The organism is Vreelandella zhuhanensis (assembly GCF_009793355.1).
GTDB classification, from domain to species: Bacteria; Pseudomonadota; Gammaproteobacteria; order Pseudomonadales; family Halomonadaceae; genus Vreelandella; species Vreelandella zhuhanensis.
Genome location: NZ_WTKP01000003.1, coordinates 287,753 through 308,326, shown reverse-complemented (window position 1 = coordinate 308,326; position 20,574 = coordinate 287,753). Strand labels below are relative to the sequence as shown.

The following is a 20,574-nucleotide window of genomic DNA, read 5'->3' as shown; positions in this document are numbered from 1 at the left end:
CCCTGTGTTTTGCATCGGCGTGTGCCTAATAGCTTAGGCATTGACTGCTTAGCATTCCCCGATGCGTTCGCCTTCGATGGTGGTATTCATGCTGATTTCACCCATCGGCGACTGGGTAAGAATATCCACGCTGCCTTCCACACGGTCACCCATGAAGTTCATGTTGCCGTCGATGTTCGCTTCACCACCTTCCGCTCGGCATACCATGCTGTAGGAGAGGCCGTCAGCGTCGGCTTGCTGGCTCAACACCTCGCAACCTTCTTCCTCTTCGATGAACGTGAAGGCGTCATTCTCAAGTTCTTCCTGGGTGATACACTGACGATCGGTTTCGGTCCGATCCGGGATCTGCATGTCGCCCTTGATCTGAGTCACGCTGACGAATTCCCATTCCCCAGGCTCGATATTGGGGGTTTCCGCCATGGCTGCCACTGGCAACGTCAAAGCGGCGGCCAACACGATTGAACGCATCTTCATTGTTTACTCTCGCTTATTTTAACGTGGAATCTACCCAGTGCATTATGCATCCTAGTGGATCGAAATACAGAATGCGCGTCAACTCGTTCATCTTTAGCCACACTCGATGGAGGCACCATGCCGGAAGACGCTCTTGTTCCCTACCATTTCCACTGCCCTTACTGCGATAGCGCCCTGGAGTTCCTTATCGATGCCTCCCAAGGCAGCCACACCACCTGGGAAGACTGCCATCAATGTTGTGCGCCCATTCAACTGCAGGTAGAGGTTTCCCCGATAACCGATGAACTGACGGTAACCACCGGCCGTGACGATGACGTGCTTTAAGCCTGAATCCACCGGGCAAGCCTTGCAATCCGCTTGAAACGGCCCAACATTCGCAGCAGCGTTCGAAAGGCAGTAGTTGAGGGCACTCAGCTAAATTGCCCAGTGAAAGAAGGATAGCCCAACTGATAGATAGTAAAAAACTATCAAATCAATCAGAACATTCAATTTTCACTATGGCGCGCCCGGCGCTATCCTGTGCCCATCGACTTAGCCATCCACCCCACTCAACGGAGACACATCACTAATGTCCCTTATCAACACCGAAGTAAAACCATTTTCCGCCAAGGCCTATCACAACGGCGAATTCATCGACGTCAACGAAGAAAGCCTGAAGGGTAAGTGGAACATTTTCTTCTTTTACCCGGCTGACTTCACCTTTGTCTGCCCCACCGAACTGGGTGACCTGGCCGACAACTATGAAGAATTCCAGAAGCTGGGCGTGGAAATCTACGGCGTTTCCACCGATACCCACTTCACGCACAAAGCATGGCACGACAGCTCCGAAACCATCAGCAAGCTTAACTACCCGATGCTAGCGGACCCGACTCACGCTGTATCGCGCAACTTCGAAGTCCTGATCGAAGCCGACGGTGTGGCAGAGCGCGGTACCTTCGTGGTTGACCCCCAGGGCAAGATCCAGATTGTCGAAATCAATGCCGGCAACATCGGCCGTAACGCCGAAGAACTGCTGCGCAAGGTCAAGGCGGCCCAGTACGTCGCGGCTCACCCCAACGAAGTGTGCCCGGCCAAATGGAAAGAAGGCGAAGAGACACTGGCGCCGTCACTAGACTTGGTCGGCAAGATCTAAACCGCCTGCCATACCGGCTCTGAAGCAGCCCAAGCCACTACTTAACGTACCCATGGTTTGACTGCGACGTTGCCCAACGCCCGGGCACCCGCTCGGGCGTTTGTTTTTCCCGCACATCGTTTCATCGGCCCACCCAGGTCATTGTGTTCTTGTGTGGGCACGCTACTTGAAGTTATCTTTTTATTGCGAGGAAACCGCTGTCATGTTGGACGCCAATCTGAAAAATCAGTTGAAAACTTATCTGGAAAAGGTGACTCAGCCGTTCGAGATCGTTGCGTCCCTCGATGACGGCGTCAAGTCACAGGAGTTGCTCGGCTTGCTCGAAGACATCGACAGCCTGAGCGACAAGATTTCCCTGAAAACCGACGGTCAGGATAGCCGCAGGCCGTCGTTTGCCTTGAATCGCCCCGGCGAAGAGACCGGGGTGGTATTCGCCGGGATTCCCATGGGCCATGAGTTCACCTCCCTGGTACTGGCGCTTCTCCAGACCGGTGGGCATCCGCCCAAGGTCTCCGATGAGGTCATCGAGCAGATCAAGTCGATCGAAGGCGATTTCCTGTTCGAGACCTATTATTCGCTTTCCTGCCAGAATTGCCCGGATGTCGTCCAGGCACTGAACCTGCTGGCTATCTTCAACCCCGGCATTCGTCACGTGGCAATCGATGGCGCCCTGTTCCAGGACGAAGTCGAAGCGCGGGAAGTCATGTCGGTACCCAGCATCTACCTGAACGGCAAGCCGTTCGATCAAGGTCGCATGACCCTCGAGCAGATTCTGGCCAAGGTCGATACCGGTGCCGCCGAGCGCGATGCCAAGAAACTCAATGAAAAAGCCGCCTTTGACACCCTGATTATTGGCGGCGGCCCTGCCGGTGCCTCCGCGGCGATCTACTCTGCACGCAAGGGCATCAATACCGGTCTTGCCGCTGAAGCCTTTGGTGGCCAGGTGGCCGATACCATGGGGATCGAAAATTTCATCTCCGTTTCGCACACGGAAGGCCCCAAACTGGTCAGAGCCCTGGAAGAGCACGTCAAGGATTATGAGGTTGACGTGATGAACCTGCAGCGCGCGGTGAAATTCACCCCTGCGGACGTTCAGGGCGGTCTGCATCAGCTGAGCTTCGATTCGGGCGCTACGCTGAAAAGCAAGACCGTCATTCTGGCCACCGGTGCCCGCTGGCGGGAAATGAACGTCCCCGGCGAGCAAGAGTACCGTAACAAGGGCGTGGCCTACTGCCCACACTGCGACGGTCCGCTATACAAAGGCAAGCGCGTGGCGGTGATCGGCGGTGGCAATTCCGGTGTCGAAGCCGCAATCGACTTGGCGGGTATCGTCGCCCATGTCACCTTGATCGAATTCATGGGCGAGCTGCGCGCCGACGCCGTGCTGCAGACCAAGCTCAAAAGCCTGCCCAACGTCACGGTCATCGCCAGCGCCCAGACCACCGAAGTCAATGGCGACGGCAACCGTGTCACCGGCCTGAGTTACAAGGACCGTCACACCGATGAGTTGAAACAAGTCGACCTGGAGGGGATTTTCGTCCAGATCGGTCTGGTGCCCAATACCGAGTGGCTCAAGGGTTCGCCTATCGAAATGACCCCGCGTGGCGAGATCATCATCGATTCCCACGGCATGACTTCCGTGCCCGGTGTGTTTGCCGCCGGCGATGTGACCACCGTCCCCTACAAGCAGATCGTGATTGCTGTAGGCGAAGGGGCTAAAGCGTCTCTCGGTGCCTTCGACTTCATCATCCGTAACTGATCGCATCCGCAATTGATCGAAAAACCGCTGTAAAACCCGAACGCCCGCTACTCTCCTAAGAGTAGCGGGCGTTTTTTATGCCGTTCTTTCAAAGCTCTATCATCAGTCCCGAGTCACTCGTTTCAGGCTACGCCACATACCAAGCAGGCGGGGTCACGCATGACACGAAAATGGCGCCACTGGCCGCTCAATCCATCGAAAGTGGAAAGCCCCTGATGCACCTTACCTGCACCGCTAAGCAACTTGATGGCTTCCAGCGCTTGAAAGCTCCCGATCAACCCCACCAGCGGTGCGATAACGCCGCTTTCGGCACAGCTCAAGGCTTCATCCCCTGAGCCATCCGGCGGATACAGGCAGGCATAGCAAGGGCTCTGAGCATCACGGGAGTCAAATACTGCCAATTGCCCTGAAAAGCGAATCGCCGCCCCCGACACCAGCGGTTTGCCGGCTTTTCTGCAGGCCGCGTTGATTGCGTAACGGCTGGAAAAGCGATCGGTGCAGTCCAGCACCAGGTCCGCGTTGGTCACCGCTTCAAGCAAGGCGTCGCCCTGCAACTCGACGGGCAAGGCGCTGAGTTCACAATGCGGGTTGAGTGCCGCAGCGGCAGCGACAGCAGACTCTGCCTTGTTACGCCCGATATCGTCTTCACGATGGGCGATCTGGCGCTGCAAGTTGGAAAGTTCCACTTCATCGGCATCGGCAATCGTCACTTGCCCGACGCCTGCTGCAGCCAAGTACAGGGCCACCGGCGAGCCTAGCCCGCCCCCACCGATAATCAGCGCCCGGGCGGCCAGCAGGCGCTCCTGGCCGTCAATATCCACTTCCGGCAGCATTATCTGGCGGCTATAACGCAGCAACGCTTGATCCTGCATTGGCTGTTTCATTTATCGTCGAATTCCTCGATATCGGGTACCGGCAAGGCGAAGCTCTCTTTCACTTCCTCCATGACCACATAGCTCTTGGATTCCTTGACCCCCGGTAGCGTCAACACCACATCGCCGAGTAGCTGGCGGTAGGCGGACATCTCGGGAATGCGGCATTTGAGAATGTAGTCGAACTGACCCGACACCAGATGACACTCCTGGATCTGGGGCAACTCCTTGACAGCCCGCCGGAATTCATCGAACACCGCCGGGGATTGCGTTTCCAGACTGATTTCAACGAAAACCAATAGATTGGCCTTGAGCGCTCTAGGATCGAGAATCGCCTGATAACCGCGGATGATGCCCGCGCGCTCCAGCCGTTTGACACGCTCGAGACAGGGCGTGGTGGAAAGGCCGACATCGGCGGCAAGGTCGACATAGGAGATACGCGCGTTTTCCTGCAAGGCGCGCAAGATTTTGAGGTCAATACGGTCCAGTGTTCGGTTTTTGATTTTCATTGTGTTGTTGAGTTCCTATCGGGCTGTATTGTCTTAGGCTCAAGCAGGGGTTGGCAACCAGCGTCCCAGGGTCACACGTTCGTGCCCACCCAGATCCCGGCGACTTTGCACCTCGACATAACCGGCTTCACGCAAGGCCTGCTGCACCGCCAGAGCCTGAGTGTAACCGTGCTCCAGCAGCAACCAGCCACCGCTTTCCAGGTAGGCGCTTGCCGAGGCGATCAAATGATACAGATCCGCCAAGCCGGACTGCTCCGCCACCAAGGCAGAAGCCGGTTCAAAGCGAACATCCCCTTGCGTCAAGTGCGGATCATCGGCCGCAATGTAAGGTGGATTACTGAGAATAACATCGAACCGGGTAGCGTCATCCAGAGCGGCGAACCAATCGCTGAGCTGGAAGGTTACGTTAGCCAGGGCCAGGCGCCGGGCATTGTCCCGCGCAAGTGCCACGGCTTGCTCACGGATATCCACCCCCACCACTTGCCAACCGGGCCGCTCACTGGCAAAGGCCAGCGCGATGGCGCCGGTACCGGACCCCAGGTCGAGTAGGCGCCCGCCAGGCTGAGAGCCCTGCGCCAGCGCGGCTTCGACCAGGGTTTCGGTATCCGGACGGGGGATCAAGGTCTCCGGCGACGTTGCAAGGCGCAACCCCCAAAACTCACGTTCACCGGTCAGGTAGGCCACCGGCATGCCCTGAACGCGAGCGGCAATCAGCGCATCGAAACGTGCGTGCTGCCAGGTGGGGCAGGGTTTGTCGCCCCAGGTGTACAGCCAGGCACGCTCACGCCCCAGCACATGGCAAAGCAGCACGTCGGCATCCAGGCGCGGGCTGGATGAGCCGGCCTGCTTCAAGCGCTTGGCGGCCTGCATGACCAAGGTGTCCAATGTCATCCGGCATCCTGCAACGCTGCCAGCTGTTCGGCTTGATATTCGTTGATCAAGGGTTCGATCACATCATCCAACTGTTCACCGCTGATCACTTCGTTCAGCTTGTAGAGCGTCAGGTTGATGCGGTGATCGGTGATGCGCCCCTGGGGAAAGTTGTAGGTGCGAATGCGCTCGCTGCGATCCCCCGAGCCCACCAGGGAGCGGCGGGTGTCCGCCTGTGCCTGACGCTGGCTGTTCTGGGCCGACTGCTTGAGCTTGGCGGCCAGAAGCGACATCGCCTTGGCACGGTTCTTGTGCTGGCTGCGTTCTTCCTGGCACTCCACCACGACGCCGCTGGGCAAGTGGGTCAGGCGTATCGCGGAGTCGGTGGTATTGACGTGCTGGCCACCCGCCCCGCTGGAACGAAAGGTGTCGACACGCAAGTCGGAAGGGTTGATGTCGATGTCGCCGATATCGTCGACCTCAGGCATCACCGCCACGGTGCAGGCCGAGGTGTGAATGCGGCCTTGAGACTCGGTGGCCGGCACCCGCTGAACCCGATGGGCGCCGGACTCGAATTTCAAATGGGCGTAAACGTAATCGCCCTTTACCCGGGAAATCACTTCCTTGTAACCGCCCTGCTCGCCATGATTGGCGCTGACGATTTCCACTTTCCAACCGCGTTTTTCGGCATAACGGGCATACATGCGAAACAGGTCCCCGGCAAACAGGGCGGCTTCATCACCCCCGGTTCCGGCGCGCACTTCCAGAAACACCCCGCGCCCATCATCCGGGTCCTTCGGCACCAGCAATCGCTTGAGGTCGGCTTCAAGCGCTTCCAGGCGCTCACGCCCTTCCGCCAGCTCCATCTGGGCCAGCTCACGCATTTCCGCGTCGCTATCGTGGCTTAACTGCTCGGCCGCTTCCATGTCGCCTTCGGTCTCGCGAAACCGGGCCCAGGTGTCAACCAGTGGTTCGAGTTCGGCATATTCCCGTGAGTAATCCCGAAAACGACGCTGATCGTTGATTACCTCCGGTTCGGACAGCAGCATGGAGAGTTCTTCGAACCGTTCACTAAAGGCTTCAAGGCGTTGACGCAACGTAGCTTTCATGCAGGCGTATTATCCTTCTGACGATGGGCAAGAGCGGGCATTTCGGCGGGGAGTAACAGGCTTGAGGCGGCATCGAGCAGGTCGTGTTGCTCACGGGAGGCGGCGTCACGAATCGCCTGGGTCGGCTGATGCATCAAGCGATTGGCCAACTGATGGGCGAGACGTTCGATCACCTCAGCCGGGTCTTCGCCACGCGCCAGACGCTCAAGTGCCTGTTGGCGCGAGATGTCGCGCAGAGTTTCACCTTGGCGTCGATAATCGCGAATCAATTCCCCACCATTACGAATACGCCGATCATGTTGCCAGCTGGCCACACCGTGATAAATCAAGGTTTCCGCCTGGTCGGCGGCCACTTGGCGATGCTTGCGATTTTCCTGGATGACCTCTTCCAGGTCATCCACCGTATACAGAAATACATCCGCAAGCTCACCCACTTCCGGCTCGATATCCCGGGGCACGGCGATATCGACCATGAATACCGGCCTGTGGCGGCGTTTCTTCAATGCGCGCTCGACCATCCCCTTGCCTAATATCGGCAGCGGCGACCCGGTGGAAGAAATCACAATATCCGCACGTTCCAGGGCCTGAGGGATTTCTTCCAGAGTAATCGCTTCGCCGCCCAGCTCGGCCGAGACGCGTTCAGCGCGCTCGCGCGTCCGGTTGGCAACGGTCAGATGGCGCACCCCGGCTTCATGTAAATGGCGCGCCACTAGCTCGATGGTTTCGCCGGCGCCGATCAACAACGCTCGCGCCCGGGAAAAGTCATCGAAGATACGGCTGGCCAAGCTGACAGCCGCGTACGCCACGGATACCGGATTCTTGCCGATCCCGGTTTCCGTGCGCACTTGTTTGGCCACCGCAAAGGTGTGCTGAAACAGGCGCTCGAGTTCGCCACCCAAGCCGTCGGCATCGCGTGCCTGCTGATAGGCGTCCTTGAGCTGGCCGAGTATCTGCGGCTCACCCAATACCATGGAGTCCAGCCCTACTGCCACGCGCATCAGATGGCGGGCAGCATCGTTATCCAGGTAATGGTAAGCACAGCGCGCCAGCTCCTCGACCCGCAAGCCATGGAAACGCCCCAGCCAGTCGAGCACGACTTGCTCACCTTCAGCATCGGTCACGCAATACAATTCCGTGCGATTGCAGGTGGAAAGTACCGCCGCTTCGCTTATTTGCGGTAGGCTGCGCAGTTCGGCAAGCGCCATTTCCAGCTGAGTCGCTGTAAAGGCCACCTGTTCGCGTACGGCCACCGTGGCGGTGCGATGATTGATTCCCAGGGCAAGAAGCGTCATGCGTTATGCGTCTTCGCTAGTGTCAGTCTCTGCATGGTCATTGAATGCCCGCGTAAGGCAGATTTGCTCGGTTATTTGAACGCGCCGGGGCTGTTCATCGCCCCTTCAAGGCGATATATCCTACCACAGCCATGAACCAACAGGCGCACACGACTTTGCCCCGCCGCGGCAAGCCGCTATGCTGACACTTCAGGCAACCTGAGCGAGAAATGCATGCCTTCACGTTGGACCCTATTTTCCTTGATCGCTGTGGCCGTTTTCTTCAGCGGTTGCCAAACGTTCACCTCTCAAGAAGAATCGCAGAAAGGGATACTTGAGACCTTTCCCTCGGACCCCATGCGTTCGGCACCGCCGATTACCCAAGGGCTCGATGCCGCCGGTCTGAGCACGCTGCTGGGCGCCGAACTGGCCGGGCAGCGTGGCGATTACAGCGCGGCGGGCCGCGGCTACCTGGATGCCGCTCAACGTTATCCCACCTCGGAGCTAGCCGAGCGCGCCACATTGGCGGCACGCTTCGCCAACGACCCGACATTGCTGGAAGAAGCGGCAAGACGCTGGCGCGAGCTTTCTCCTCAGTCGGATGCTCCCGCCCGTCTATTGGCCGATCTGTCATTACAGCGTGGCAATTGGCAGGAAAGCCTCAGGCAGCGACTGAATGTCGCACGCAGCGGCGGCTTTGGTGACGTGGCAAGCTTTGCCGAAACGGCTGTCGCGGAAAACGCGCCGCTGGTGCCACTGGTTGCCCAGTTACATGCTTACCTGGCTCGCCCCGATGTCGAAGCGCCAGAGATTCATAGCGATGTCCTTTTGGGAACCGCCCTGCTCGAAGCCGCTATCGGCGATACGCAAAGTGCCATGCGCCGGCTTGACCAAGCAGCAACGCTCGCGCCGGAAGAGCCCAGCCTGTGGCTAACCCGCGCCAACCTGGCATTGCAAAATCAGGACCCTGCCACGGCACGTCGTGCGGCGAAACGCGGTCTTGAGCTCTCGCCGGATGACGCACGTTTCATCCTACTGCTGACCCAAGCGGAAGCCCGGCTTGGCAACATTGCCGCCGCCGAAGCATATACCGATGCCCTGCTTGAACGACATACGGGTAGCCAAGCGCTACGCATGGCCCTGGCTCAGCTTTATCTGGAAGAAGGTCATCCCGAACCGGCCGGACGTTTACTGCAGCCACTTATTGCCGAGGAGGACACGCCGCCTCTGGCCTACTACCTACTGGGCGCCATTACCCAGCATGAGGATGATGTCGATAATGCCCTGCTGTATTACCGTCAGGTCGAACCGGGAGAGGAATTCATGCCGGCGCGCATTGCCGCCGTACGCATGCTGATCGGGAATGATCGCCTGCTTGATGCCCGGGCTTTTTTACGGATCGAACGCATGCGCTTTGAAGAATATTTCAGTGAATTGGTCATGCTTGAAGCCAGCCTGCTCGATGAACTCGGCATGAAGGCCTCCGCAGGCGCTCTGCTTGATCGCGAACTTGGTCGCACCCCGGATGATACCCAGCTGCTCTACATGCGGGCGATGCGCGCTTGGGAAGACGGCGACCTCGCAGCCATGGAGCGGGATTTACGGCGCATTCTAAAAAACGAACCCGATAATGCCATGGTGCTCAACGCCCTGGGCTACACCCTGGCCGACCTTGGCCTTACCAATCGCCTGGAGGAAGCGCGCGAATTGATCGAGCGTGCTTACCAGCAAGAACCCGACAATCCTGCGGTACTGGATAGCCTGGGCTGGGTCCATTACCGCCAAGGCGACCCGCAACAGGCGCTGCCCTGGCTTGAACGGGCTTATGCCCTGATGCCCGACCAGGAAATTGCTGCCCATCTGGCGGAAGTACTGCATGCCTTGGGACGCACCTCTGAAGCTCGCCAAGTGATTCTGGAGGTCATGCAGCGTTTCAGCGATTATCCGCAGATAGACAAATTGCTTGAACGCCATCCCCAGCTTGCTCCTTCCGCGAGTAGTTCATGATGCAACCATTTCTCGTCACCTTTTACACTTTCCCGGAGTTTCCATGCCCTCTTTATTAGCGTCACCCACATTTTCACGCCTTTTACTCCCGGCACTTGCCGTCATGCTTCTCGCCGGTTGCGCCGCCCCCGGTGCACCTCTCGAAGGCGAGCGTCAACGCGGCCAATGGGAAGCCCAGCAACCCGCGCTCGAACGACTCGATACCTGGGGCCTGATAGGCAAGGTCGGGTTGCGTACGCCAGAAGAGTCGACCAGCGCCAATCTCGACTGGAATCAATATCCGCACTATTTTCGCATGTTGATCAGCGGTCCCTTCGGGGGCGGACGTAGCGTACTGGAAGGCCGTGAAGGGCGTTACTCCTTGACCACCAGTGAGGGCCGCTTTGAAGCCGAGACGCCTGAAGCCTTGATGGAAGCGCAGCTCGGCTGGTCGCTTCCGGTAGACGCCATGCCTGATTGGGTACGCGGCCTTCCCGGTGACCATGCAAGCTACCGCCTGGAAACCGATGAGCTCGGCTTTCCCAGCCATCTTCAACAGGACGGCTGGGAAATCGATTATCGCGACTGGGAACGCTTCGATGATCTCTGGTTGCCACGCCGCATGGTACTCAACTACGACGACCTCAGAATTACCCTGGTGATCAATCAATGGCGTTCTGAACCCTGAGGAAATCGCATGACCGCAGGGCTGACTCTACCGGCACCCGCCAAACTCAACCGAATGCTGCATATCGTTGGTCGCCGTCACGATGGCTACCATGAGCTGCAGACCCTGTTTCAGTTTCTCGACCACGGCGACACCCTGACATTGACCCCCAGACGGGATGGGGAGATTCACCTTTCCCCTGCGCTTGAAGCTGTTACCCACGAGGACAACCTGGTGGTGCGCGCCGCACGGCTACTGCAACAAACCAGCCATGTCTCTTCGGGAGCGGACATTCATCTGGAAAAGCGCTTACCCCTGGGCGGCGGCTTGGGCGGCGGCAGTTCCAATGCCGCCACGACGCTTTTGGGACTCAACCAGCTGTGGCAACTCAGCCTGAGCCTTGAACGCCTTGCCGCCCTAGGGGCCCAGCTGGGGGCTGATGTCCCGGTGTTTATCCATGGCCGTGCAGCTTGGGCGGAAGGCATCGGGGAACGCTTGACCCCGGTGACCCTCGATACGCCCTGGTTCGTGGTGGTGCACCCCGGGATCAGCATCGCCACCCCGCGGGTGTTCAATGACCCGCAATTGACACGCGACAGCCGCCCCATTACCATGGCGCGCGCACTGCAGGGGGGAGCGCCTGAGTGGCGTAACGACTGCGAGCCCACCGTCAAGTTGCGTTATCCGCAAGTAGCACAAGCACTTGACTGGTTGTCTCAGTACGCACCCAGCATGTTGACCGGCACCGGTGCCTGTCTGTTTGCTCGCCTGGATTCCGAGCAGGCGGCACAGGCACTAGCAGCAGCTGCCAATCAACGCTGGCATGCCTTCGTGGCACGCGGTCTCAACATCTCTCCTCTTCACGATGCTCTGGGGTGCTGAACACCCAGAGCCATCGCTTCGGTTGCCGAGCTGGATATCGAAAAATTGATCCCGCCGCTCTGAGCGATGGCCAAAAGGCCTGTTCCTCCCACGATCCCCAACACTGCAAAGGTGGTTGCGCGTGTCAAAATTGATGGTTTTCGCCGGGAATGCCAACCCCGAACTCGCTCATAAGATTGCCGAGAGCCTGGATAGCCGCATGGGTAACGCCACGGTAGGCCAATTCAGCGATGGTGAAATCGCGGTCGAAATCAACGAGAACGTGCGCGGCAAGGATGTCTTTATCCTTCAGTCCACCTGTTCACCGACCAACGACAACCTGATGGAACTGATCCTGATGGTGGATGCGTTGCGTCGCGCTTCGGCGGCTCGAATCACCGCGGTACTGCCTTACTTCGGTTACGCCCGCCAGGATCGCCGCGTGCGCTCCGCCCGCGTACCGATTTCCGCCAAGGTAGTCGCCGACATGATGGTCAAGGCCGGCGTTGATCGCGTCATGACCATGGATCTTCATGCCGACCAGATTCAGGGTTTTTTCGATGTGCCGGTAGACAACGTCTACGGCTCGCCGATTCTTCTCGACGACATCGAACGTCAGAATTACGATGATCTGGTCGTGGTTTCTCCCGATGTGGGCGGCGTGGTACGTGCTCGTGCGATTGCCAAGCAACTTCATGCGGACCTGGCGATCATCGACAAGCGCCGCCCCCAGGCCAACCAGGCTCAGGTGATGCATATCATCGGTGACATCGAAGGCCGTACCTGCGTGGTGGTGGATGACATGATCGACACCGCCGGCACGCTGTGCAAAGCAGGCGAGGCGCTCAAGGCACATGGCGCCAAACGTGTGGTGGCCTATGCAACTCACCCAATTCTCTCCGGCCCGGCGGTAGACAATATTACCGAGTCGGTGCTGGATGAAGTGGTGGTGACCGACACCATCCCGTTGTCCGATATCGCGCGTCGCAGTGGCAAGATCCGCCAGCTCAGCGTAGCCGGCCTGATTGCCGAGGCGATTCGCCGAGTCAGCAACGAAGAATCTGTCAGTGCCATGTTCCACTAAGCGGCACTGACAACTCAGCTCCACCAGGAGCTCCCGGAAATGTCGTTGTCTGGTCGCGGGCGGCGACGTTTCCTTACTTAAACCAAGAGGCACATTACATGTCTGATTTTATCCTTAACGCCAGCGTTCGTAACGACCTGGGGAAAGGTGCGAGCCGCCGCCTGCGTCGTGCGAACCAACAGGTTCCCGCCGTGATCTACGGTGGTGAAGCTGTTCCACAATCCATTTCCGTGGAAAAAACCGCTTTCTACAAGGCCATTGAAGACGAGACTTTCTTCTCTTCCGTGCTTACCTTGGTAGTTGACGGTAAGAAAGAGCAAGTGGTGGTGCGTGACCTGCAGCGTCACCCGTTCAAGCCGCTGCTGATTCATGCCGACTTCCTGCGTGTCGATGCCACTCACGAAATCACCCTGCGCGTGCCGCTGCATGTTGTGGGTGAAGAAAACAGCACAGGCATCAAGGACGATGGCGGTGAATTGCACGTCCTGGCCAACGAAGTCGAAATCAGCTGCTTGCCCAAGGACCTGCCAGACTTCCTAGAAGTCGACATTTCCGAGCTTGCTCTGGGTACCACCCTGCACTTGTCCGACCTGACGGTGCCTGCCGGTGTCACCATCGTCGCCTTGACCCATGGCGAAGATCATGACAACGCCGTGCTCAGCATCGTCAAGCCCAAGGTACGCGGTACCGAGGAAGACGAAGAAGGCGGTGAAGAAAGCGGCACCAGCGCAGAGTAAGCGCTTGCCAGGGCCATCTTCGCATGGCCCTCGTGATATTGATCAAGCGCTCCGGCGCTTGATCTTTTTTTTGGAGGTGAGAGTATGAGTCAGGTGACAGCCATCATCGGACTGGGTAATCCTGGGGCCGAATATGCCGCCACACGCCACAATGCCGGCGCCTGGTTGGTCGATGCCCTGGCCAGACAAGCGCATAGCGAACTGCGTCCGGAAAAGAAGTTTCTGGGGCTATACGCCAAGGTACGGCTCGACGATCATGAACTGCACCTGCTCAACCCGACCACCTTCATGAATCGCAGCGGAGCTGCCGTGGCCGCCCTGTGCCAGTTTTTCAAGCTGGCTCCGGAAAACTTGCTGGTGGCCCATGATGAGCTCGACCTCCCCCCCGGCCAGGCTCGCTACAAGACCGGCGGCGGACATGGCGGACACAATGGGCTACGCGACATCATCAATGCGCTGGGTAATCAGAAGCAGTTTCATCGCGCTCGCATCGGCATCGGTCATCCCGGGGATGCACGCCAAGTCACCAATTACGTGCTTGGCCGACCCGGAAAATCGGAACAGGCCGCCATTGAGGATGCCCTATCTGAGTGCCTTGCCACCTTGCCGTATGTCGTGGTGGGAGATTGGGCCAAAGCCATGAACAGGCTACACAGCGTCAAGCCTTAGAGTGACGCGCCCTGGCGTTGCGCGGCGGTATTATTTTAAGCATTCAGTTTTTAAGTTCGCGCAGCTGCATTTTTTCAAGTACAGACTTTCAGGAATACATCATGGGCTTCAATTGCGGCATCGTTGGCTTGCCAAACGTCGGCAAATCCACCCTTTTCAATGCCTTGACCAAATCCGGGATCGATGCAGAAAACTTCCCATTTTGCACCATAGAACCCAACGTGGGCATCGTTCCCATGCCCGACCCCCGCCTTGACAAGCTCGCCGAGATCGTCAAACCGCAAAAAGTGCTGCCTACCACCATGGAATTCGTGGATATCGCAGGCCTGGTGGCGGGTGCTTCAAAAGGCGAAGGGCTGGGCAACAAGTTTCTGGCCAACATTCGCGAGACCGAGGCCATCGCGCATGTGGTGCGTTGTTTCGACAACGATAACGTTATCCATGTGGCCAATCAGATCGACCCTCGTGCGGATATCGAAATTATCAACATGGAGCTGGCGCTGGCCGACCTGGATACCGTAGAGCGTGCCATTCAACGCCTGGTACGCGTCGCCAAGGGCGGCGACAAGGAGGCCATCGCCACCAAGGCGATTCTCGAGCGCATTCAGCCCCATCTGGCTGAAGGCTATCCTTTGAGAAGTTTCGGCCTGGATGAAGAGGATCAGCGCCAACTCAAGAGCTTCGGTTTCTTGACACTAAAACCCACCATGTACATCGCCAACGTCAATGAAGATGGCTTTGAAAATAACGCTTACCTTGATGTGGTTAATGAAATTGCCGCCGAGGAAGGTGCCGTGGTGGTACCGGTGTGCAACCAGATCGAAGCCGAAATCGCGGAACTTGACGACGAGGAACGCTCCATGTTCCTGGATGAAATGGGCATGTCCGAGCCGGGTCTGGACCGCGTGATTCGTGCCGGTTACGCCCTGCTTGGTCTACAGACTTACTTCACCGCCGGAGTGAAGGAAGTGCGCGCCTGGACCGTCAAGCAAGGAGCAACCGCCCCGGAAGCCGCAGGCGTTATCCACTCCGACTTCCAGAAAGGCTTCATTCGCGCCGAAGTGATCGCCTATGACGACTTCGTTTCGCTAGGCGGCGAACAAGGCGCCAAGGATGCAGGCAAATGGCGCCTGGAAGGCAAGGAGTACATCGTCCAGGATGGCGACGTGATTCACTTCCGGTTCAATGTGTAGCCAGCAGGACATTCACTTCATGAGGTCAGCGATGGGCCTTGACGAGCATTAGGCGTGCCTAGGGCCGGTTAGCGCTGCCTTTCTGGCAGCGCGAAAGCCTGCTAGTCTTGATAAATGTCTTTATTTCGCCCACCCCATGATCGGGAAATGTGTCCCCGCCAGTTAATCGTCATCTTGCTACTGTCGCTGCTCGTGCTCCCGGGCTGCGAACAGGGCGAACCCCCGAGCGAATCACCACCCGTCACGCAGCTTGACCCGCCCGAACCGGGCGGGATACTCAAGGTGGCCACTCGGAACAGCGCCACCACCTACTACCTTGATCGTGACGAGACACCGGCCGGACCGGAGCACGACCTGGTCGAGTCATTCGCCGATGCCCACGACTGGCAGGTTGAATGGATGCTGTTCGAGTCTACCTCGGCGGTGCTTCAGGCCCTAAAAGAGGGCAAAGTACAGCTGGCCGCGGCCGGTCTAACCCACCTTCCCTCGCGTGATGAACACTTCCACCGCGGACCCACCCATACCGACATCGTTGAGCAGCTAGTTTGCCATCGCGATATGCGGCCCTTGCCACGCCAAATAGAGGAAATGGCCGAGATCGATATCCGCGTCACGGCGGATTCCAGCTACGCGGAAAAGCTCCAGAGTCTGGTCAACCAGCACACCGGCATCGTCTTCGAGGAGGATCCTCGCACCACCGAGATGCTGCTGGCCGAGGTGGCCGAAAAGCGCATTGACTGCACCTTGGCCGACTCCAATATCGTGCAAATAGTGCGCCGCCACTTCCCGCACCTGGAGATTGCCATGAACCTCACCAGCGGCGATTGGCTGGGCTGGTACCTTCCCCCGGAACACCAGGCACTGGCCGAGATGGCCGATCAATGGAGAGAGAGCACCGAGGGTCAAAAGCGCATCGCGGCGATGGAGGACCGCTACTACGCCTATATCGGCGAGTTCGACTTCGTCGACTTGCGCGCACTCAACCAACGTATCGGCGAGCGTCTACCTCACTTCCTCGACCTCTTTATAAAAGCCGAAGAAGAAACCGGGATGCCCGCCGATCTTCTCGCGGCCTTGGCCTACCAAGAGTCGCACTGGGATCCCCAGGCCGTTTCTCCCACCGGCGTACGTGGCATCATGATGCTAACTCAGAACACCGCTGAATCCCTCGGCGTCGATAATCGCTTGAACCCAGCAGCGGCTATCGACGGTGGCGCTCGCTACCTCGCCGACCGCCATCAGCGCCTACCCGACACCCTCCCTGAACCGGATCGAACCTACCTGGCTCTGGCAAGCTACAACATTGGCCGTGGTCACGTGCTAGACGCTCAAAAGCTGGCCCGCGAGCTGGGCAAGGACCCGCACTCCTGGGATGACATGAAAGAGGTGCTACCGCTCAAGGCTGACAAGCGCTACTACCCCCAGACCCGCTATGGCTACGCGCGAGGCTACGAACCGGTGCACTATGTACAGCGAATCCGCAACTACCAGGACGTGATAAGTGCTGCGATCGAGTGGTTACCATTAGAGGATGGCTGATGGCCTGTGCCCTTGCGCAATGAACGCTTGACGGGCGGTGCGTTGCTGAGTAGTATCCGCCCCCGTTGAAAGGCTACGTAGCTCAGCTGGTTAGAGCACATCACTCATAATGATGGGGTCCCCTGTTCAAATCAGGGCGTAGCCACCAAGATTGCCAAAAGCCCGCTGATTCCGTCAGCGGGCTTTTTGTATGCAAGGTTTGTATGGACTCGCATGCAAGAGTTCGATCAACTCAGCTGCTTGCGATTGAGAAAGGCGGTGAGCACCCGGATCAAGTAGCCGACATCCTGGGTGCCGGCGGTTTCGCGAATCGAGTGCATTGCCCATTGCGCAACGCCCACATCCAGCGTCGGCACACCGATTTCCGTGGCCGTGATCGGCCCTATCGTGCTGCCGCATCCCATGTCGGCCCGGGTAACGAATGTCTGCACCGGCACCTTTACCTCTTGGCACAAATCACGAAACAAGGCGCTCGTCGCGCTGTTTGTGGCGTAGCGCTGATTGGCATTGACCTTGATCACCGGCCCAGCGTTGATCCGCGGGCCATGCGCCGCATCATGCTTGTCGGAAAAATTGGGATGCAAGGCATGGGCGTTGTCGCAGGAGATCATGCACGACGACTGTATCAAGCGAATCAACGCCTCTTCGCTCCCTTCACCGACCTGGCCATTGATACGTTTGAGCACATCGCCGAGAAATGGCCCTTGTGCACCGCAAGCACTGGCGCTGCCGACTTCTTCATGGTCATTGGCGACCAACAGCGCCGCTTGGCTGCCGTCACTTTCCAGCAACGCTTCCAGGCCGATGAAACACGAAAGCAGGTTATCCAGCCGCGCACTGGCGAGCAATTCCTGTTTCAAGCCCACCAGGGCCGCCGGTTGCAAATCGTAGAAGGCCAACTCGAAATCCATTACCTGGATGTTTTCCAAGCCATGCTGCTCGTACAGCCAGCCCTCGAGCAGCGGTGCAAGCTCGGTTTGCTCACTTTGCATGACCACCGGCGCCATTTGCGTCTGAGGATTGACTGCTCGGCCGTTGTTGACATCACGATCCAGATGAATCGCCAGGCTGGGAATAATCGCGATGGGCTTGTCGACATTCAGCAATACGCTTTCCAGGTGCCCGTCGGTGTGGCGCACATGCACCCGGCCGGCAAGCCCCAAATCACGATCAAACCAGGGGTTGAACAACACGCCGCCGTACACTTCCACCCCCAGCTGCAGCCAACCAGCGGCATGCTGGACGGCGTTGGGCTTGAGCCGCAACCCCGGACTGTCGGTATGGGCACCCAGCATACGCAACGATTGAAGCTCCCCTTGAGGAAGCTGAACGGCGATGATCGAGGAGTCGTTACGGGTGACATAAAAGCGCTCGCCAGGCGATAGCTGCCAGGCGGCGGTTTCTTCCAAACGACGAAACCCTGCCGCTTCCAGGCGCTGAGCCATGCATTGCGTGGCATGCCAGGGGGTGGGGGATTGCCCTAAAAAATCACATAACCGCGCCAGCCCGTCGGCGCTAGCAGACTTGGACATGAAATTCCTCATAACTGTAATGAATGCGTCTCGGCCCGGCAGATGAACTGCTACAATGGCCTTTCCTCGGCATAAGTTGCGTCATCATGCAACTCATGGGCCGCTTGCAGGTCTAGAAAGATGCGGGTCTAGGAACCAGAGTGTACACAAATCCGGGAGAGCTTGATTGATGAGCCTGTTTGCAACGCTTTCGCGCGCGACTGCGCTTGCCTTGGTACTGGTGATGGCCAGCCCAGTGGCATCGGCCCAGTTACAGCCGACGGACGCCCAGCGTCATGTAGCGACAGAGATCGCGGATTCACTCCGCTACGGCCATTACGCCGAGGTAGAATTCGACGAAGAATGGTCGAAAGCAGCATTTGAGCGTTATCTGGATATTCTGGATGGTCAGCATGCCTACCTGCTACGCAGCGATATCGATGAATTCCGTGATCTGGAAACCCGCCTGGATCAAGTCATTTTCGATGGCGATCTCGATCGAATCTTCGCCCTTCACCAGCGCTTGAACGAACGTATGGAAAATCGCCTGGAGTGGCTGCTGGCCGAGCTCGGCGACGGGCTTGATTTCAGCTTTGACAGCGACATGCGCCTGGAACTGGAGCGTGAAGACGTGCCCTTTGCCATCCGTGAAAGGGAACTTGACGAACTTTGGCACAAGCGCTTGAAGAATGCCGCCCTGACCATGTCACTCTCGGACCAGGACGATGAGCAGGTCGAGACCACTCTACGCCAGCGCTATGAAGGCCAGCTTTCCCGCGTACGCCAGACCGAGCCGGAAGATGTCTTTGGGCTCTTCATGGCCGCCATCACTGGCACCATCGACCCTCATACCGGCTACCTTTCTCCGCGCCAAGGTGAATCCTTCGATATCCAGATGAGCCTTTCACTGGAAGGCATCGGCGCCCTGCTTCAATCCGATGGAGAGTACGTCAAGGTATCCAGCTTGGTCCCGGGCGGTCCCGCCGAGCGCGCCGGTGCTCTCGAGCCCGCTGACCGTATCGTGGCCGTGGGTCAGGAAGACGGCGAAATGGTCAATGTAGTGGGCATGCGCCTGGATAACGTGGTTGATTTGATTCGCGGCCCCAAAGGATCGGTCGTGCGCCTGGATGTGGTCCCCGCCCAGGCCGTGGACATGACTCGCTCGCAGGTCATCAATATCACCCGGGACACTGTCGATCTGGAAGACCAGGCCGCTCAGGGTGAAGTCATCGAGATCGAACGTGAGGGCCGCGCCCATCGCCTCGGGGTCATCAAGATTCCCACATTTTATGTGGATTTCGACGCTTGGCAGGCCGGCGAAGAGGAATATCGCAGCACCACCCGCGATGTGGCCCAGGAAGTAGAACGCCTCAAGCAGGAGGGAGTGGAAGGTATCGTACTCGACCTGCGCAACAATGGTGGTGGCGCGCTGCAGGAAGCCAACGCCTTGATCGGACTATTTATTGACCGAGGCCCCACCGTTCAGGTGCGGGATGCTCGCGGACGCATCAACCTCTATGGCGACAGCGAGAGCGGTGCCCTGTACGACGGTCCAATCGGCGTATTGGTCAATCGCCTGTCCGCTTCAGCCTCGGAGATATTTGCCGGTGCTATCCAGGATTACGGTCGTGGGGTGGTCTTGGGCAGCTCGACCTTCGGCAAAGGCACGGTACAAACCATGAGCGAACTCAGCCATGGCCAAATCAAACTGACCCGCGCCAAGTTCTACCGGATCTCCGGTGAAAGCACTCAGAACCGTGGTGTCGAACCGGACATTATCTTCCCCAGCCTGTTCGACCCGGAGCGAATCGGAGAAAGCAGCCTGGATAACGCCCTGCCTTGGGATACGGTCCAGAATGTGCAGTACCGTCGCTATGGCGAGCCTGAGAATTTCATGGAATCCTTGCTCAGCCGCCATCAGACACGCGCCCAGGAAGAGCCTAACTTCCATTACCTGGAGCGCCAGTCGGAACTGGCACGTAAGCTGCGAGAACAACACACCAGTGTCAGCTTGAATCGCGAGCAACGCCAGCGTGAAATGCAGGCGCAAGAGGCCGAACAGCTCGCACTGGAAAATCAACGGCGTCGCGCTCTAGGCATGGATCCGCTGGAAGAATGGATCGATGCCCGCGATGAAGACATCGAGGAAGAAGAAAATACCCCGGTAGATCGCGCCCAAGTACTCGAAGCAGCACAAGTCCTGCTGGATTACGCTCAACTGGTCGAAGCCCAGCAGATTGCTCGGCGACAATAAGACCGAGCAAATCATCTTTTTTCATGCCGGGCTTATGCCCGGTATTTTTTTACCTGATGGCTAGCGCTTGAGACGCC

Annotated in this window: 19 protein-coding genes and 1 tRNA gene; 13 read left to right on the top strand and 7 right to left on the bottom strand. The window is 58.2% G+C overall.

Annotated elements, in window-relative coordinates; translation table 11 throughout:
• Positions 1 to 48: 48 nt before the first annotated feature.
• Entirely contained in the window at positions 49 to 474 is a 426-nt protein-coding gene (locus tag GPM19_RS05740) for a DUF3617 domain-containing protein (protein WP_160417914.1), read from the bottom strand.
• A 117-nt stretch (positions 475 to 591) separates the two neighbouring features.
• Here GPM19_RS05740 and GPM19_RS05735 point away from each other — a divergent pair, with 117 nt between their 5' ends.
• The 3 genes from GPM19_RS05735 (at position 592) to ahpF (ending at position 3,365) form a co-directional block, all read left to right on the top strand.
• The gene (locus GPM19_RS05735; protein ID WP_160417913.1) at positions 592 to 798 is read left to right on the top strand and encodes a zinc ribbon domain-containing protein; all 207 of its coding nucleotides are present in this window, start codon (positions 592 to 594) and stop codon (positions 796 to 798) included.
• 244 nt (positions 799 to 1,042) lie between these two features.
• The gene (ahpC, locus tag GPM19_RS05730; RefSeq protein ID WP_160417912.1) at positions 1,043 to 1,606 is read left to right on the top strand and encodes an alkyl hydroperoxide reductase subunit C; all 564 of its coding nucleotides are present in this window, start codon (positions 1,043 to 1,045) and stop codon (positions 1,604 to 1,606) included.
• A gap of 202 nt (positions 1,607 to 1,808) precedes the next feature.
• Positions 1,809 to 3,365 (top strand): alkyl hydroperoxide reductase subunit F, encoded by a 1,557-nt coding sequence (ahpF, locus tag GPM19_RS05725; protein WP_160417911.1) that lies wholly within the window; start codon positions 1,809 to 1,811, stop codon positions 3,363 to 3,365.
• A gap of 122 nt (positions 3,366 to 3,487) precedes the next feature.
• Here ahpF and GPM19_RS05720 read toward each other — a convergent pair whose 3' ends face one another.
• The 5 genes from GPM19_RS05720 to hemA are packed head-to-tail and all read right to left on the bottom strand — an operon-like array spanning position 3,488 to position 8,017.
• On the bottom strand, positions 3,488 to 4,249 hold the full coding sequence (locus GPM19_RS05720) for a HesA/MoeB/ThiF family protein (RefSeq protein ID WP_227842177.1): 762 nt from the start codon (positions 4,247 to 4,249) through the stop codon (positions 3,488 to 3,490).
• Complete coding sequence (locus GPM19_RS05715; protein WP_160417910.1) at positions 4,246 to 4,746, bottom strand: Lrp/AsnC ligand binding domain-containing protein; 501 nt, start codon at positions 4,744 to 4,746, stop codon at positions 4,246 to 4,248. Before GPM19_RS05715 ends, GPM19_RS05720 begins: the two co-directional genes overlap by 4 nt.
• A gap of 39 nt (positions 4,747 to 4,785) precedes the next feature.
• Entirely contained in the window at positions 4,786 to 5,637 is an 852-nt protein-coding gene (prmC, locus tag GPM19_RS05710; protein WP_160417909.1) for a peptide chain release factor N(5)-glutamine methyltransferase, read from the bottom strand.
• The gene (gene prfA, locus GPM19_RS05705; RefSeq protein ID WP_160417908.1) at positions 5,634 to 6,725 is read right to left on the bottom strand and encodes a peptide chain release factor 1; all 1,092 of its coding nucleotides are present in this window, start codon (positions 6,723 to 6,725) and stop codon (positions 5,634 to 5,636) included. Before prfA ends, prmC begins: the two co-directional genes overlap by 4 nt.
• Entirely contained in the window at positions 6,722 to 8,017 is a 1,296-nt protein-coding gene (gene hemA / locus GPM19_RS05700; protein WP_160417907.1) for a glutamyl-tRNA reductase, read from the bottom strand. The genes prfA and hemA overlap by 4 nt, the downstream gene beginning before the upstream one ends.
• A gap of 213 nt (positions 8,018 to 8,230) precedes the next feature.
• Here hemA and GPM19_RS05695 point away from each other — a divergent pair, with 213 nt between their 5' ends.
• The 9 genes from GPM19_RS05695 (at position 8,231) to GPM19_RS05655 (ending at position 16,880) form a co-directional block, all read left to right on the top strand.
• Positions 8,231 to 10,003, top strand: a complete 1,773-nt coding sequence (locus GPM19_RS05695; RefSeq protein ID WP_227842175.1) for a tetratricopeptide repeat protein — start codon at positions 8,231 to 8,233, stop codon at positions 10,001 to 10,003.
• Between the two features lie 43 nt (positions 10,004 to 10,046).
• Positions 10,047 to 10,670, top strand: a complete 624-nt coding sequence (lolB, locus tag GPM19_RS05690) for a lipoprotein insertase outer membrane protein LolB (RefSeq protein WP_160417906.1) — start codon at positions 10,047 to 10,049, stop codon at positions 10,668 to 10,670.
• Positions 10,671 to 10,679: 9 nt separating this feature from the next.
• Positions 10,680 to 11,531, top strand: coding sequence for a 4-(cytidine 5'-diphospho)-2-C-methyl-D-erythritol kinase (gene ispE, locus GPM19_RS05685; protein WP_160417905.1), 852 nt, complete (start codon positions 10,680 to 10,682; stop codon positions 11,529 to 11,531).
• 121 nt (positions 11,532 to 11,652) lie between these two features.
• Complete coding sequence (locus GPM19_RS05680) at positions 11,653 to 12,594, top strand: ribose-phosphate pyrophosphokinase (RefSeq protein ID WP_319928094.1); 942 nt, start codon at positions 11,653 to 11,655, stop codon at positions 12,592 to 12,594.
• Positions 12,595 to 12,692: 98 nt separating this feature from the next.
• Positions 12,693 to 13,331: a 50S ribosomal protein L25/general stress protein Ctc gene (locus GPM19_RS05675; protein ID WP_160417904.1), complete on the top strand. Its 639-nt coding sequence runs from the start codon at positions 12,693 to 12,695 to the stop codon at positions 13,329 to 13,331.
• A gap of 84 nt (positions 13,332 to 13,415) precedes the next feature.
• Complete coding sequence (pth, locus tag GPM19_RS05670; protein ID WP_160417903.1) at positions 13,416 to 14,000, top strand: aminoacyl-tRNA hydrolase; 585 nt, start codon at positions 13,416 to 13,418, stop codon at positions 13,998 to 14,000.
• A 101-nt stretch (positions 14,001 to 14,101) separates the two neighbouring features.
• Positions 14,102 to 15,193: a redox-regulated ATPase YchF gene (ychF, locus tag GPM19_RS05665; RefSeq protein ID WP_160417902.1), complete on the top strand. Its 1,092-nt coding sequence runs from the start codon at positions 14,102 to 14,104 to the stop codon at positions 15,191 to 15,193.
• Positions 15,194 to 15,340: 147 nt separating this feature from the next.
• On the top strand, positions 15,341 to 16,732 hold the full coding sequence (gene mltF / locus GPM19_RS05660) for a membrane-bound lytic murein transglycosylase MltF (protein ID WP_160417901.1): 1,392 nt from the start codon (positions 15,341 to 15,343) through the stop codon (positions 16,730 to 16,732).
• Between the two features lie 71 nt (positions 16,733 to 16,803).
• Positions 16,804 to 16,880 (top strand) — tRNA-Met (locus GPM19_RS05655).
• Positions 16,881 to 16,959: 79 nt separating this feature from the next.
• On the opposite strand, the gene GPM19_RS05650 is transcribed toward GPM19_RS05655, so the two are convergent.
• Positions 16,960 to 18,264, bottom strand: coding sequence for a M18 family aminopeptidase (locus GPM19_RS05650; protein ID WP_160417900.1), 1,305 nt, complete (start codon positions 18,262 to 18,264; stop codon positions 16,960 to 16,962).
• A gap of 169 nt (positions 18,265 to 18,433) precedes the next feature.
• On the opposite strand from GPM19_RS05650, the gene GPM19_RS05645 reads away from it, so the two are divergent.
• The gene (locus tag GPM19_RS05645; RefSeq protein WP_160417899.1) at positions 18,434 to 20,497 is read left to right on the top strand and encodes a carboxy terminal-processing peptidase; all 2,064 of its coding nucleotides are present in this window, start codon (positions 18,434 to 18,436) and stop codon (positions 20,495 to 20,497) included.
• The last annotated feature ends 77 nt before the right edge of the window (positions 20,498 to 20,574 follow it).

What these genes read in the sequence shown, in the direction of transcription:
- GPM19_RS05740 (WP_160417914.1), bottom strand. Translation starts at nt 474, where the DNA reads ATGAAGATGCGTTCAATCGTGTTGGCCGCCGCTTTGACGTTGCCAGTG.
- GPM19_RS05735 (WP_160417913.1), top strand. Translation starts at nt 592, where the DNA reads ATGCCGGAAGACGCTCTTGTTCCCTACCATTTCCACTGCCCTTACTGC.
- ahpC (WP_160417912.1), top strand. Translation starts at nt 1,043, where the DNA reads ATGTCCCTTATCAACACCGAAGTAAAACCATTTTCCGCCAAGGCCTAT.
- ahpF (WP_160417911.1), top strand. Translation starts at nt 1,809, where the DNA reads ATGTTGGACGCCAATCTGAAAAATCAGTTGAAAACTTATCTGGAAAAG.
- GPM19_RS05720 (WP_227842177.1), bottom strand. Translation starts at nt 4,249, where the DNA reads ATGAAACAGCCAATGCAGGATCAAGCGTTGCTGCGTTATAGCCGCCAG.
- GPM19_RS05715 (WP_160417910.1), bottom strand. Translation starts at nt 4,746, where the DNA reads ATGAAAATCAAAAACCGAACACTGGACCGTATTGACCTCAAAATCTTG.
- prmC (WP_160417909.1), bottom strand. Translation starts at nt 5,637, where the DNA reads ATGACATTGGACACCTTGGTCATGCAGGCCGCCAAGCGCTTGAAGCAG.
- prfA (WP_160417908.1), bottom strand. Translation starts at nt 6,725, where the DNA reads ATGAAAGCTACGTTGCGTCAACGCCTTGAAGCCTTTAGTGAACGGTTC.
- hemA (WP_160417907.1), bottom strand. Translation starts at nt 8,017, where the DNA reads ATGACGCTTCTTGCCCTGGGAATCAATCATCGCACCGCCACGGTGGCC.
- GPM19_RS05695 (WP_227842175.1), top strand. Translation starts at nt 8,231, where the DNA reads ATGCCTTCACGTTGGACCCTATTTTCCTTGATCGCTGTGGCCGTTTTC.
- lolB (WP_160417906.1), top strand. Translation starts at nt 10,047, where the DNA reads ATGCCCTCTTTATTAGCGTCACCCACATTTTCACGCCTTTTACTCCCG.
- ispE (WP_160417905.1), top strand. Translation starts at nt 10,680, where the DNA reads ATGACCGCAGGGCTGACTCTACCGGCACCCGCCAAACTCAACCGAATG.
- GPM19_RS05675 (WP_160417904.1), top strand. Translation starts at nt 12,693, where the DNA reads ATGTCTGATTTTATCCTTAACGCCAGCGTTCGTAACGACCTGGGGAAA.
- pth (WP_160417903.1), top strand. Translation starts at nt 13,416, where the DNA reads ATGAGTCAGGTGACAGCCATCATCGGACTGGGTAATCCTGGGGCCGAA.
- ychF (WP_160417902.1), top strand. Translation starts at nt 14,102, where the DNA reads ATGGGCTTCAATTGCGGCATCGTTGGCTTGCCAAACGTCGGCAAATCC.
- mltF (WP_160417901.1), top strand. Translation starts at nt 15,341, where the DNA reads ATGTGTCCCCGCCAGTTAATCGTCATCTTGCTACTGTCGCTGCTCGTG.
- GPM19_RS05650 (WP_160417900.1), bottom strand. Translation starts at nt 18,264, where the DNA reads ATGTCCAAGTCTGCTAGCGCCGACGGGCTGGCGCGGTTATGTGATTTT.
- GPM19_RS05645 (WP_160417899.1), top strand. Translation starts at nt 18,434, where the DNA reads ATGAGCCTGTTTGCAACGCTTTCGCGCGCGACTGCGCTTGCCTTGGTA.